This is a genomic window from Streptomyces siamensis, from assembly GCF_039543605.1.
Classification (GTDB): domain Bacteria; phylum Actinomycetota; class Actinomycetes; order Streptomycetales; family Streptomycetaceae; genus Streptomyces; species Streptomyces siamensis.
Window position 1 is genome coordinate 71,168 of record NZ_BAABKB010000007.1, and the last position, 13,603, is coordinate 84,770.

Genomic DNA, 13,603 nt, shown 5'->3' on the forward strand with positions numbered 1-13,603 from the left:
CACCCCATGATGGTTGCTGCTTTGCGCAACTGTACAACTATGAGCCGAGGCGTCGGCGTGCCCCCGGACCAGCGCTTTCCCGGCCCCGCCCGCCGAGCAGTCAACGCCCGGGGCGGCGGATTCTCAGCACGACCGCGAGGGCCGTCCCGTACAGCGCGAGGACGACGGCGAGGAGCGCGTAGGAGGCGACGGGCAGTGCCGTCATGCCGAGGAGGGGACCGAGCGGCGAGAGCGGCAACAGCAGTCCGGCGGCGGCGAGTGCGGAGGCGGCCAGGCCGATCGGCCCGGGGAACCGGCGGTCCTCGGCGGTGCGGCGGCCGAGGCGGAGCAACAGCATCGCGAGGGCCTGGGTCATGAGGTTCTCGGTGAACCAGCCCGAGTGGAACACCGTCGCGTCGTCGAGGCCCTCGGGCCCGTCCGTGGCGAACCCGAGGACCGCGAACGTGGCCAGGTCGGCGACCGCGTTGAGCGCGCCGAAGACGGTGATGAACCGCAGGAAGGAGCGGGGCCGGAGCACGGCCGGGCGCCGCAGCGCGTCGGGCTGGGGGCGGTCGTGCACGAAGGCGAGCTGCGCCGCGTCGAAGCAGAGATTCTGGGCCAGGACCTGGGCCGGGAGCATCGGGAGGAAGGGCAGGAGCAGTCCCGCGGCGAGCATCGCGAGGACGTTGCCGAGATTCGAGGACAACGTGGTGCGCAGGTAGGCGGCGACGGTGACGCTGCCGCGCCTTCCCTCCGTGACCGCGTGGCCGATCGCGGCGAGATCCTTCTCGGCCAGCACCACGTCGGCGCTCTCCCGGACGACGTCGACGGCGTCCCGAGGGGCGATGCCGACGTCCGCGGTGTCCAGTGCTGGCAGGTCGTTGATGCCGTCGCCGAGGAAACCGACCGTGTGGCCGCCGTCCCGCAGAGCGGCGACGAACCTCGCCTTCTGCTCCGGGGTGCAGCGGGCGAGCACCGTCGTACGGCGGACGGCCTCGGCCAGTTCGCTGCCGGAGAGCCCGTCGAGGCGGTCGGCCGTCGTCACCTCCCCGGGGCGGACGCCCAGTTCGCGGCAGACCCTGGCCGCCGTGCCCGGGTGGTCACCCGTGAGGATCTTCACGGTGACACCCTGGCCGGACAGGGTGCGCAAGGCGTGCGCGGCGGTCGGAGCGAGCGCGTCCCGGAAGGTGACGAAACCGCGGAAGGTCAGTCCCCGTTCGTCGGCCGGCGTGTGGCGGCGGGCACGGGCGGGCCCTTCGGCGGTGGCGACCGCGAGCACGCGCAGCCCCTCCCCGGCCTCCAGCGCGGCGACGGCGAGCAGCCGGGCCCGCTCGTCCTCCGCCAGGGCGCACCTGTCCAGTACGTCCTCGAAGGCGCCCTTGACCACCAAGGTGTGGACGCCCGGCCGACACAGATGCCGCACGACCGCCGTCGCGAGGCGGCGCTCAGGGGAGACGGGCAGCGCCGTGACGCCCTCCGCCGGGTCCGCGTCGGGCTCGGTCGCGGCCAGGAGCGCCTCGTCCAGGGCGTCCGGCGCGGGCAGTTCGGCGAGCTGAAGGGTCCACCAGGCGTTCGCACCGGCCCAGCGCAGGACGTCGGGGGCGTCGCGACCGTCCCCGTCGACCGCGCGGTGGACGACCGGCCGGTCCTGGGTGAGGGTCCCCGTCTTGTCCAGGCACAGCACGTCCACCGCGCCGAGGTCGTGCAGCGCGGGCAGGCGCTTGACGATCACCTGGTGAGTCCGGGCGAGCACCGAAGCGCCGCGTGCCAGACAGGTCGTGACGACGACGGGCAGCATCTCGGGGGTGAGCCCCACCGCCACCGCGACGGCGAAGGGCAGGGTCTCCACGCCCCGCCCGCGCAGCGCCGCGTTCGCCATGAGCACCACCGGCGGCGTGAGCAGCATGAAGCGGATGAGTACCCAGGAGATGCCACGCACGGAACGGTCGAACGCGCTGGGCGGGCGGGGAGCCGGAGCGGCGGCCGAGCCGTTCCAGGCCGAGGCGAGGCGGGTCCGCGCTCCGGTCGCCAGCACGACCGCGGTCCCGCCGCCGGAGACCACGCTGCCGCCCTGGAAGCAGAGATGGTCCTGCTCCCCGTCGGCGGGGGCGTCCCGCGCGGACTTGGCGACCGCCGTCGGCTCGCCGGTCAACGCGGCCTCCCGCACGGTCAACCCGCCGGCCCGCAGCAGCCGTACGTCCGCCGGGACCAGGTCGCCCGGCCCGAGCCGGATCACGTCGCCGGGCACCAGGGCGTCGACGGGGATGTCCCGGGTCCGTGGAGAGCCGCCCGGCCCGGCGCGCCGCAGCACGGTCGCGGTCCCGGCGACCAGTTCGCGCAGCCCGGCCGTCGACCGGTCGGCCCGGTGTTCCCCGGACGCGCGCAACGCGCAGCCGACGACCACCAGGCACAGGATCACGCACGCCGTTCCCCAGGCCGCCACGGCCGCCGACACCAGACCGAGGCAGAGCAGCACAGCGGTGAAGGGGTCGCGCGTTCCGCGGACGAACAAGCGCGGCCAGGACGTCGCGCGCCGGTCCGGAGCCTCGTTCGATCCCCAGCGGACCAGCCGCTCCTGCGCCTCGGCCTCGGTCAGCCCTCGCGGGCCGGTGTCCAGGTGCCGCAGCAGCTGGAGCGACGTCAGCGCGGCGAGGCCGTCCGACGCGTACGCGCCCGTGGCGGGCGGTACACCGGCTCGCGAGCGGTCCTGCCGCGGCGACGTCGCGGTCGTGCCGGGTGCCAAGACGGTCTCAGGCACCGACGCCGCGGATGCGGCGCAGCGCTCCGCGCGCGGTGCGACCGCCGGCGGCGGTGCTCTCGGCGGCGCCGGTGCGATCGGCTGGGGCGGCCCGGTCGGTCAACTGGCCCACCACGAGGCGTACGACGGTCACGACGTCCGGGTCGTCGACGAAGTAGACCTGCCGCCGGCCCTCGCGCCGGGACCGTACGAGACCGGCCAATTTCAGCTTGGTCAGATGCTGGCTCACCGCGGGCAGCGCGCCGCCGACCCGCTCGGCGAGGCCGGTCACGTCGCTCTCGCCCTGCGCCAGCGCCCAGACGATGTGCAGCCGCGCCGGCGACGCGAGCAGCCCGAACGCTGCGGCCGCCTCCGCCAGCACCTCGGCGGACGGGTCCTCGAAGCCCCCGACCTCTGCCGCCACCGCCGTGTCCTCCCGTCCGACCGACCCGCCGGCCCGCCCGTGCGAATCGCCCCAGTCTAGGACTCCGGCCATGGCGCCCGCGGCCGTCGCCCGGCACGCTTCCCGACGTCACTGTCAGTGCCGTGGTGCACACTCTCGATCAGTTGCCGGATGCCTGGGGAGGACACCGTGTTCAGGGGGATCGACGAGGTCGGCTGGGCTTCGATGGAGCATGCGTACGGAAGCGCCGAGGACGTGCCGGGGCTGTTGCGCGGGCTGGCCTCGACGAACCCCGAGGAGCGCGAGCGGGCGCTCGACGGGATGTACGGGGCGGTGCACCACCAGGGCGACGTGTACGACTCGACGCTGGCTTGCATCCCCTTCCTGTTCGAGCTCGTCGACCACGCGGAGGTCCCCGACCGCGGCGGCATCGTGGAACTGCTCGTCAGCATCGGCGGAGGGGACGACGATGCCGAGGACGACGACGATGCCGGGGACGCCGGGGAGGACGTCACCACGCCGGTCCGCGGCGAGGACGGCGACGATGACGACGGCGACGACGACGACAATCGGGCGATGGCCCGTGCGGCGATACGGGCGGGGGCCGCGGCCTTCGTGGGTCTGGTCGCGGACGAGGACCCGGAGGTTCGGCGCGCGGTGCCGGCCGCGCTCGTCCGCTTCCTCGGCGAACCCGAGCGCGTGCTCGGCCTGTTGAGGGAGCGGCTCGACGCAGAGGAGGAGGGTGGCGTCCGGCTGGCCCTCGCCGAGGGCATCGGACTGCTCGCGCGCCTGCACGCCGGGGTCGGCGCACCGGCGGTGGACTGCCTGACCGCGCTGTGCGCCGCCCCGCACGAGCCGGGCCTGCGGCTCGCCGCGCTCGGCCAGCTCGCGGGGTGTGCACCCGACCGCCTCCCCGCCGACCTGGTGCCCACCGTCATCGCCCTGCTCCGCGCCCGGTCGCGATGCGCCCGCGGGTCGGAGGAGCCCGAGCGGACCGGCACGGACACGCTCATCGGACATCTGCGCCGCATGCGGCCCGCGGACGAGGAGGGCTCCCAGCTGCTGCGCACGCTCCACACGGCACTCGGATCCCGCACCGCCGACCGGATCGCCCTGCTCGAAGGGCAGTTGACCGGCGAGGACGCGGCCGACCGGTGCAACGCGGTGTGGATGTCCGCGGGACTGTTCCGGGAGTGGCGCGCCTCGTACGAGGAACCGATCGCCCTGATCGGTGAGCAACTCGCCTCGGACGAGGAGCGTCTGCGCTACGCCGCGGTGTCGGTCCTGGAATCCCTCTTCACCCTCGCGGCGCCCGCCGCCGACCGGCTCGCCGCTCTGGTGGAGTCGGACCCGCACGCCTGGGGTTCCGGCACGCCGACCCTGGGCCGCCCGCTGAAGGCCCTGGCCAGGGCCGGGGATCCCCGGGCCGTTCCCGCCCTGGCCCAGGTGCTGACCCAGCCGATCGTCCCGAACGAGGTCGGTCACGCGATCGAGTACCTGGGCCCGGCCGCAGCGCCCCTGGCCCCGCTGCTGCGGCAGCGCCTCGGCGAGGTGCCCCTGGACTCCCGGGAGACGTACGGTCGGGCCGCGCCGCTGCTGTCCGCGCTCGGCAGGCTGCGGCACGACGCCGCGGTGCCGGAAGTGCTCCGGCTGCTGCACGGCGTGCCCGGCACGCTGTCGCTGCGGGACTCGCTCGTGAGCGCGCTCGCGGGGACGCTCGGGACGTTCGGGGCCGGCGCACGGACGGCGACACCGGTGCTGCGCGAGCTGCTGGACGGTCCGAGCGCCGTCCCGGCGGCCGCCGCGCTCTGGGCGGTCGAGGGGGACCTGACCGCGGTGCTTCCGCCGCTGATGCGGGGGCTCGCGGAGGAGGGCACGGGCCACGCGCGGCCTGCGGCGGATGCCCTCGGCCGCGTGGGGCCGCCCGCCGCCGCCGCGCTTCCGGAGCTGCGGCGGCTCGCGGAGTCGGCGGAGGTCTGGGAGCGGACGGCCGCCGCCTGCGCGCTCTGGGACATCGCCGGGGATCCGGCGCCCGTGCTGCGGGTGTTCCGCACCGCCTGGCGCGAGAACGCGTACACGCGCGGCACGATAGCCGCGTGTCTCGTCCGGATGGGCGGCGCGGCGGAGCCCGTCCACGATCTGGTCCACGCGGAGCTGGCCGCTCCGCGGCGGCACCGGGCGCGCTCCGGCGGCTACGGCAGTCACGACATCCTGGAGGACGAACGACTGCTGCGGGACTGCCGCACGGTGCTGGACGCGGCGTAGCGCGGTCGGGCCGACGGACGGCCCATGCGGCGCAGGGCGCCCGGACAGCGGCTCACGACGTCCGCGGAGCGGCCCGTGGGGTCGGCGGGGACGCTCGTCGGGGGTCGCCGGGGCTCAGCTCGTCGTCCGGCCCCATCTGGGTCCTATCCGCGCCCACTCCTGGTCCCACTGGTCCATGCGGTGCCTTTCCAGACGGCCCCGTACCAGACGGCCGCCGACGAAGGGCACGGCCGCCGCGCTCACGCCCACGAGGACACCGACCATGGCGGAGCGGGTCTGTGCCTGCGAGGCGGTGGCGGGCTTGGTGACGAGGCGCCCCTGCCGGTCGGTCCACACGGTGACCGGGGTGCCCGCCTCCGTCCCGGCGTAGACCCGCGCCTGGCCGGTGTGGGCCGAGCCGTCGGGTGCGGTCCAGCGCACCTTCGCCCAGACGAGGCCGCTCGCGGACTCCGTGGCAGCGGAACCGACCGCGTCCTCGGTGACCTGGGCCGCGACGGAGCGCCACTGGGCGCGTTCCACGGCGAGGCCCCGCTCGACGGTCCGCGCGGTCAGCAGACCGGTGAAGACGCCGCTGAGCACGACGAGCACCCATGCGGCGAGCATGATCCAGGCCTCCAGGGCGTCACTGCGGCGCCGCAACGGATTGCGTCGCCACCGCCACAGCCAGACCTTCGGACCTCGGAATGCCGCCATCGATGGCATCCTCCTCACAGCCGCACGGAAACGCCCCGTCCCCCTCCCATACGCGCTCGGCCCGCTGGATGCTCAGGCCTGGTCGGTCGACTCGTCCGTCCCTGGAATCACGGTACGCCGCATATGTGCCGGGAGGCAGCTCGAAGGGATCGCCGTCAGGGCCCGACACGGCGTCCGCGACCTGCGCGGACGACGAGTTCAGGGGTGACTGTCAGTGGCGGGGTGCAGACTGGCCGATGTCTGGGACAACGACGTCGCGGAGGTGGTCGGCATGGCCGACGTTCTGCTCACGGTAGGCACGCGCAAGGGGCTGTTCATCGGACGACGGCGCGGCGGCGCCTGGGAGTTCGACGAGAGTCCGTACTTCAACGCACAGGCGGTGTACTCGGTCGCGATCGACACCCGGGGCGAGCGTCCCCGGCTGCTGGTCGGCGGTGACAGCGCGCACTGGGGCCCGTCCGTGTTCCACTCCGACGACCTGGGCCGGACCTGGACCGAGCCGGCGCAGCCCGCCGTCAAGTTCCCCAAGGACACGGGCGCCTCGCTGGAGCGCGTCTGGCAGTTGCACCCCGCGGCCGCCGAACCGGACGTGGTGTACGCGGGCACCGAGCCAGCCGCGCTGTACCGCTCCGAGGACCGTGGCGAGTCCTTCGAGCTCGTCCGTCCGCTGTGGGAGCACCCCACCCGCTCGAAGTGGGTGCCCGGCGGCGGTGGCGAGGGGCTGCACACCATCCTCACCGACGCCCGTGATCCGCGCGCCGTGACGGTCGCCGTCTCCACGGCGGGCGTCTTCCGCACCGAGGACGGCGGCGCGAGCTGGACCCCTTCCAACTCCGGTGTCTCCGCGGTGTTCCTGCCGGACCCGAACCCGGAGTTCGGCCAGTGCGTGCACAAGGTCGCGCGGGACGCCGCGAACCCCGACCGGCTGTATCTCCAGAACCACTGGGGCGTGTACCGCAGCGACGACGCGGGCGCGAACTGGACGGACATCGGCGACGCTCTGCCGTCCACGTTCGGGTTCGCGGTCGCCGCGCATCCGCACCGCGGCGACACGGCGTACAACTTCCCGATCACCGCCGACTCGGACCGCGTCCCCGCCGACCGGCGCTGTCGCGTCTTCCGCACCTCGGACGCGGGCAAGAGCTGGGAGCCGCTGACCGCCGGCCTGCCCGCCGAGGACCACTACGGCACGGTGCTGCGCGACGCGCTCTGCACGGACGACGCCGACCCGGCCGGCGTGTACTTCGGCAACCGCAACGGCGAGGTGTTCGCCTCGGCCGACGACGGCGACAGCTGGAAGCAACTGGCCTCGCACCTGCCGGACGTGCTGTGCGTACGGGCAGCTGTCATCGGCTGAGGCAACCGGGGGGAGAGACGCCGGTGGGTATCCCGGGAGAAACGACAGCGAAGTGCCGTGCGACGGGAGGCCTCCGGGCCGGTCCCGGGGTGCGCGTCGCGTCGGAGGCCGAGCCGGAACGGAGCGGGCCAGGAAGTCGCGGGCCCTGCCCCGGGAGCACTCGGTTCGTCGACGGATCGGTCAGGTCCGGTCGCCGCGGGCCCACCGGTTTGATCTCCGCCGTGTGTACGGCAGTAGGGTGACGCCCGTGGCACCACGACCGTTGCATGAAATCGTCGAACCGGGCTGGGCGAAAGCCCTCGAACCCGTGACGGGACAGATCGCCGGGATGGGCGACTTCCTGCGCACGGAGATCGCCGCCGGACGCACCTACCTCCCGGCGGGGGCGAACGTCCTGCGGGCCTTCCAGCAGCCCTTCGACGAGGTACGCGTCCTCATCGTCGGGCAGGACCCCTACCCCACTCCGGGGCACGCGGTGGGGCTGTCGTTCTCGGTGGCCCCGGACGTGCGTCCGCTGCCCGGCAGCCTGATCAACATCTTCCGCGAGCTCAACACCGACCTGGGCCTGCCCCAGCCGTCCAACGGCGACCTCACCCCCTGGACCCGGCAGGGCGTGCTCTTGCTCAACAGGGCGCTCACCACGGCCCCTCGCACCCCGGCCGCACACCGCGGCAAGGGCTGGGAGGAGGTCACCGAGCAGGCGATACGGGCGCTCGCCGCGCGGGGACGGCCTCTCGTGTCGATCCTGTGGGGCCGCGACGCCAGGAATCTGCGCCCTCTCCTCGGCGACCTGCCCGCGGTGGAGTCCGCGCACCCCTCGCCCATGTCGGCGGACCGCGGCTTCTTCGGTTCCCGGCCCTTCAGCCGGGCCAACGACCTGTTGGCCCGCCAGGGGGCCCAGCCGGTGGACTGGCGCCTGCCGTGACGGCCGGCGCCGCACCGGCACCGACCGCCGTACTCGCCGTCGACTCGGGCGGCTCGGGACTGCGCGCGGTGCTGGCCGCGCACGGTCGGGACCCCGGCGCGCCCCCCGAGCGACTCGGCGCGCCCCTGACCTCCCGGGAGCCGGTCCGGACGGGACCGCGTGGCATCGACGCGGCTCATCTGGCCGGACAACTGGTGCCGATGGCACGCCGGTTGCTGGCGGTGGCGGGCGCCGACGGAATCGCGGCCGTCGCCGTCGGGGCCGCGGGACTCGCCACGCTCGGTGACGAGTTGCGCGCCGACCTTCCGTCAGCGCTGGAGCGTGAACTGGGCGTGCGGCGGCTCGCGTTGGTCGCCGACGCGGTGACGGCGTACACCGGCGCCCTCGGCCTGCGTGCGGGCGCCGTCATCGCCGCGGGCACCGGGCTGATCGCGGTCGGCACCGATCTGACCCGCTGGCGACGGGCCGACGGATGGGGCCATCTGCTCGGGGACTGCGGTGGCGGGGCCTGGATCGGTCGCGCCGGCCTGGAGGCGGCCGTACGGGCCTTCGACGGTCGCCGGGGCGGCTCCGCGGCCCTGCTGGAACGGGCGGAGGAGATGTTCGGGCCGGTGCCGGGGCTGCCGGCCCAGCTGTACCCGCGCACGGACCGGCCCGCCGCGCTCGCGTCCTTCGCCCCAGAGGTCGCGGCCTGCGCCGCGGCCGATCCGGTGGCCGCCGAGATCCTGCGCTCGGCGGCGGCGCACATGGCCGAGTCCGCGGCGGCGGTCTGCCCGGACGGCGGCGAGGCCCGAGTCGCCCTGACCGGTGGCCTGTTCAAGATGGGTGAGCCACTGCTCGGGCCGCTGCGCGAGGAGTTGGCACGGCAGCTGCCGCACGCCCGGCAGGTACCGGCTGCGGGCGACCCGCTGGACGGCGCCGTGCGCATCGCCGCCGACCTGGCCGACGACCGGCTCACGCTGCCCAGGGACGAGCGGATGCTGTACGTGGTGACCGAGAGGCCCTAGCCGTGCTGTCCCGGGACGGACCGGGGCACGACGCGCGGCCGGAGACACGTCGGCAGACGTTCCGCCGGAAACAGACCTCGGTAGACGGAATGCCGCAAACAGACGTCGGCAGACGAAGTGCCGGAAACGGATGCACTCGGACGAACTCCCGGAAACGGGCGGCCGGAGTCGGACGGCCGGGCGCATCCGACGACGATTCACGGCCCGGCATGGCACGCGCACCCGACAGGCGCCGGTCCGCGACGAGCGCGCGAATCCGCCGGGCCGCGCCCATCCCGTCGAGCGCTCTGCCTGGTCAGCGCCTCGCGGCTGAATTCCGTGACCGACATGGGGGATTGTTCGCCCGTGCCGGACAGCTGAGGGTGACACGTGTGCCGAACACCCCCGCATCTCACCCGGTTCACAAGTGGGTTGGTACCGATCAGTTCCGATCCGTACGTAACTCATCAGACAAAAGCGGACGGATACCGCTCACCTGCACCCTCCCCGAACAGGGGAGCCCAAGAAGCCAGTAACATGCGGCGCCATGAGCTCCCCCACTGGGCCCGCGTCCGGCCTGCCAGTACGAATGCCGCGACCCCGCCAGCCCGGCCGGCACCGCCGTCCGGAACCCCTGGCGGCTCCTGAGGGCGCGCCCGCGCTCGTCCTCGCGGTGCCGGGCACCCCCAGCGCCGCAACGCGCAGCCTCGCCGAGGAGGTCGTGAGCATCGCGCGCTCCGAGCTCCCCGGCCTCGACGCCCGTATCGGGTACCTGGACGGGGACGATGAATTCCCCACGCTGCAGTCCGTGCTGACCCACGCCGCCGAGGAGCGCACCGCGCGCTTCGAGCAGGCCCGCGCCGCCGGTGCGGACGTGGCCGAGCCCGACGGGCCGGTCGCCGTCGTGGTGCCGCTGCTCGCCGGTCCGGACAACGCGCTGCTCCGCCGCGTCCGCCAGGCCGTCATGGAGAGCCGTGTCGCGGCCGACCTGACGGATGTCCTCGGCCCGCACCCGCTGCTCGCCGAGGCGCTGCACGTACGCCTGTCCGAGGCTGGTCTGGCCCGCGCCGACCGCGCCCGGCTGTTCACCGTCGCGACGGCCGCGGACGGCATCATCCTGGCCTCCGTCGGCGGCGAGGAGGCCGTGCAGGCGGCCGGGATCACCGGCATGCTGCTCGCGGCCCGGCTCGCCGTCCCGGTGATGGCGGCGGCGCTCGACGTGGAGGGCGCGATCGCGGCCACCGCCGAGCAGCTGCGCGGCTCGGGTTCGCAGCAGCTGGCCCTCGCGCCGTACCTGATCGGGCCGGAGCTCGACGCGGGTCTGCTCGACGCGGCCGCCAAGGAGGCGGGCTGCGCCGCCGCCGAGGCGCTCGGCCCGTACCCGGCGATCGGCAAGCTGGCGCTGGCCAAGTACACGACTGCGCTGGGCATCGCCCCGCAGCAGCCGCAGGGCAGCCCGACCCACTAGCCGTCCGGCACACCAGCACCCCGAAGGGGCCCGCTCCGTTCCTGGAGCGGGCCCCTTCGCATGGGCGGCCGTTCATGACACGCGACCGGTCAGATCACGGACGGGAGCGCCCGGACGTCACGGGCCGGAGCGCCCGGACGTCACGGGCGGGAGGCCCTGGACGGGTTCGTCCAGGCCCGTGGCCGGGCCGGGGAGAGCAGGTCAGTCGAAGACGACGCAGGACGCGGCCGGTGCCACGACCGAGCCGCCCCGTCGCGGCATGCCGGTGTCCGGGTCGACCACGAACCAGGTCACGTCACCGGAGCGCTCGTTCGCGCAGTACAGGAACCGGCCGGTGGGGTCGAGGGCCAGCGCTCGCGGCCACACGCCGCCGCAGGGCACCGTCGCCACCAGTCGCAGCCCCTCGCCGACCGCGTCCGGGGCGAGCACGGAGACGACGTCCTGCCCCCGCGTCGCGGTCCAGACGAACCGGCCGTCGGGCGACACGACGATCCCCGAGGGGTACGCGTCACCGCTCGGGACGCCGGACAGCACCGGAGTCTCGCCGACCGGCCGCAACCCGCCGTCGGCGGCGTCCCACCGGCAGACGGTGACGGTGGGTGCGAGTTCGTTGAGGACGTACGCGTGTTCGCCTCGCGGGTGGAAGGCCAGGTGGCGGGGGCCCGAGCCGGGCCGGAGGGCGATCTCGCGGTGGAGGGTGAGCGTCCCACCGTCCAGGGCGCACACGCGTACGGAGTCCGTGCCGAGGTCGACGCTCACCACCCATCGGCCGCTCGGGTCGGGCTGCACCTGATGGGCGTGCGGGCCCTGCTGACGCGGGGTGTGCGGGCCGGAGCCGGTGTGCTGGAGCACGCCGGAGGCGCCGGCCGCCAGCCCGCCGACGGGGTCGACCGGCACGGCCGTGACGCTGCCGGAGCCGTAGTTGGCGGTCAGGACATGTCCGGAGAACACGCTGAGGTGCGTGGGCCCGCTGCCGCCGACCGGCACGGGCGGCCCCGTCAGCTCCGGCTTGTCCTCGTGGACCCGGTAGGCGGCCACGCCGCCGTCGGCCGTCTCGCTCACCGCGTACAGCATGTCGCCCGCGGGCGACAGCGCCAGGTAGGACGGATCGGGGACGCCGTCGACCGCGCTCAGGACGGTCAGGGCGCCGCTGTCAGGGTCCACGGCCGTCGTGAGGACACCGAGCCCTCCCGCCGCCGTGAACGAGCCGATGAACGCCCGCTGTCGCCGCCTGCCGCCCTCTGCCACTGCCGTCCCCTCTCGGTCCCGCGTAGTCCGGGGCGACGGTAGCAGCAGCGGCCCTGCGGTCTAGACCAGGGGCGTGCCCTTGGCCCGCTCCAAGGCCTCGGGATGGTGCACGTAGGCGGGGCGGCGTTCGACGGTCTCGTAGGTGCGGTGGAAGACCGGGGTGGCGCTCCCGGAGATCGGCGGCACGATCCACGACCAGTCCGCGCCCACCCGCCGCCCCCTGCGCTCCTCGCGCCCCAGGTGGGTGAGGAAGCGCCGGGACTCGGTGTGGTGGTCGGTGACCGTGACGCCCGCCAGGTCGAAGGAGTGCAGCACGGACCGGTTCAGTTCGACGAGCGCGCGGTCCTTCCACAGGGAGCGGTCGGTGCGGGTGTCCAGGCCGAGGCGGTCCGCGATGCGGGGCAGCAGGTCGTAGCGGTCGGTGTCGGCGAGGTTGCGGGCACCGATCTCGGTGCCCATGTACCAGCCGTTGAAGGGCGCGGCCGGGTAGCAGATGCCGCCGATCTCCAGGCACATGTTGGCGAGGGCGGGCACCGCGTGCCAGCGCAGTCCGAGCGTGCGCCACCAGTCGTGCTCGGGGTGGGTGAGCTCCACTTCGAGCACCGCGTCGTCGGGCAGGGCGAACCAGCGGGGCTTGTCGTCGGTCCCCTCGATCACCAGCGGCAGCACGTCGAAGGCGGTGCCGGGGCCGCCGGGCCAGCCGAGCCGCCGGGCGAACGTGGTGAGTCCGGCGTTGCGCGGGTCGCCGGTCACGCTGCCGTCCGGGCGCGTGTAGCCCGCGTACCGGACGAGCTGCTCGTTCCAGATCCTCGGGCCGGGCCGCCCCGGTGCGTCGGGCGCGAACACCGTGATCAGCGCCCGGATGCCGCCGTCGCGGGTGGCCTCCCGCAGATGGTCCGCCGCCCCGTCGGCGACGTCCTGCGCGCCCTGCACGTCCCTGCGGTCCCGCACGTGGAGGGAGTGCCAGTAGAGCCGTCCTATGCAGCGGTTGGCGTTGCGCCAGGCCACGCGCGCGCCGAAGACGAGTTCCTCCGTGGTGTGCCGGTACGTCCCCGTGTCCGCCATCTCGGCCCGTACGGCGGCGATCCTCCGGGCCGGATCACCGAGGCGTCGCTCGACGTGATGGAGGGTGAGGAACTCGACGGCGGCCCGGAACAGCGCGTGCGGACCGGACGCCGGGACCGCTCCGTACGCGGACGGTGCGGGGGCGGACGTCGACGACACGGGGCCGGACCCCGACGACACGGGGGCGGACGTCGACGACACGGGAGCGGACGTCGACGGCACGGGGTCGTACGGGGACGGCAGGAGGCCGGACGGGTTCCGCGCCGAGGCCGCGGGGCACCCGGGCGGTGCGATCGCGTCGCGGGCGGCGTGCGCGGACGGGGCGCTCCCCCCATGTGCGTCTCGGGAGGCAGGCACGGACGGGGCGCTCCCGCCATGCTCGTCGCGGGAGGCATGCACGGACGGGGCGCTCCCGCCGTGCACGTCTCGGGAGGCATGCACGGACGCGGCGCTCCCCCCATGTGCGTCCCGGGAGGT

Annotated in this window: 10 protein-coding genes; 5 read left to right on the plus strand and 5 right to left on the minus strand. The window is 74.6% G+C overall.

The genetic code is table 11. The features are described from left to right. Window positions 1-100: 100 nt before the first annotated feature. On the minus strand, window positions 101-2,737 hold the full coding sequence (mgtA, locus tag ABEB03_RS13925) for a magnesium-translocating P-type ATPase (protein WP_425589230.1): 2,637 nt from the start codon (window positions 2,735-2,737) through the stop codon (window positions 101-103). Then, window positions 2,730-3,140, minus strand: coding sequence for an ArsR/SmtB family transcription factor (locus ABEB03_RS13930; RefSeq protein WP_345647216.1), 411 nt, complete (start codon window positions 3,138-3,140; stop codon window positions 2,730-2,732). The genes mgtA and ABEB03_RS13930 overlap by 8 nt, the downstream gene beginning before the upstream one ends. Window positions 3,141-3,308: 168 nt before the next feature. On the opposite strand from ABEB03_RS13930, the gene ABEB03_RS13935 reads away from it, so the two are divergent. Continuing rightward, the gene (locus ABEB03_RS13935; RefSeq protein ID WP_345647219.1) at window positions 3,309-5,384 is read left to right on the plus strand and encodes a HEAT repeat domain-containing protein; all 2,076 of its coding nucleotides are present in this window, start codon (window positions 3,309-3,311) and stop codon (window positions 5,382-5,384) included. 114 nt (window positions 5,385-5,498) lie between these two features. Here ABEB03_RS13935 and ABEB03_RS13940 read toward each other — a convergent pair whose 3' ends face one another. Next, the gene (locus ABEB03_RS13940; protein WP_345647222.1) at window positions 5,499-6,077 is read right to left on the minus strand and encodes an Rv1733c family protein; all 579 of its coding nucleotides are present in this window, start codon (window positions 6,075-6,077) and stop codon (window positions 5,499-5,501) included. A 271-nt stretch (window positions 6,078-6,348) separates the two neighbouring features. On the opposite strand from ABEB03_RS13940, the gene ABEB03_RS13945 reads away from it, so the two are divergent. From ABEB03_RS13945 to ABEB03_RS13960, 4 genes are all read left to right on the plus strand, one after another. Then, complete coding sequence (locus tag ABEB03_RS13945; RefSeq protein ID WP_345647225.1) at window positions 6,349-7,434, plus strand: WD40/YVTN/BNR-like repeat-containing protein; 1,086 nt, start codon at window positions 6,349-6,351, stop codon at window positions 7,432-7,434. A gap of 247 nt (window positions 7,435-7,681) precedes the next feature. Next, entirely contained in the window at window positions 7,682-8,359 is a 678-nt protein-coding gene (locus ABEB03_RS13950) for a uracil-DNA glycosylase (protein ID WP_345647227.1), read from the plus strand. Then, entirely contained in the window at window positions 8,356-9,366 is a 1,011-nt protein-coding gene (locus ABEB03_RS13955; protein WP_345647230.1) for an N-acetylglucosamine kinase, read from the plus strand. Before ABEB03_RS13950 ends, ABEB03_RS13955 begins: the two co-directional genes overlap by 4 nt. A 526-nt stretch (window positions 9,367-9,892) precedes the next feature. Continuing rightward, window positions 9,893-10,813 carry a sirohydrochlorin chelatase gene (locus ABEB03_RS13960; protein ID WP_345647233.1) on the plus strand — a complete coding sequence of 307 codons (921 nt, stop codon included), beginning with the start codon at window positions 9,893-9,895 and terminating at the stop codon, window positions 10,811-10,813. A gap of 201 nt (window positions 10,814-11,014) precedes the next feature. Here the strand turns inward: ABEB03_RS13960 and ABEB03_RS13965 are convergent, their stop codons facing one another. Next, a complete protein-coding gene (locus ABEB03_RS13965; RefSeq protein WP_345647236.1) occupies window positions 11,015-12,061 on the minus strand; it encodes a lactonase family protein in 1,047 nt (348 codons plus the stop codon). A gap of 60 nt (window positions 12,062-12,121) precedes the next feature. Continuing rightward, window positions 12,122-13,327: a nitric oxide synthase oxygenase gene (locus tag ABEB03_RS13970; protein ID WP_425589231.1), complete on the minus strand. Its 1,206-nt coding sequence runs from the start codon at window positions 13,325-13,327 to the stop codon at window positions 12,122-12,124. Between the last annotated feature and the right edge of the window lie 276 nt (window positions 13,328-13,603).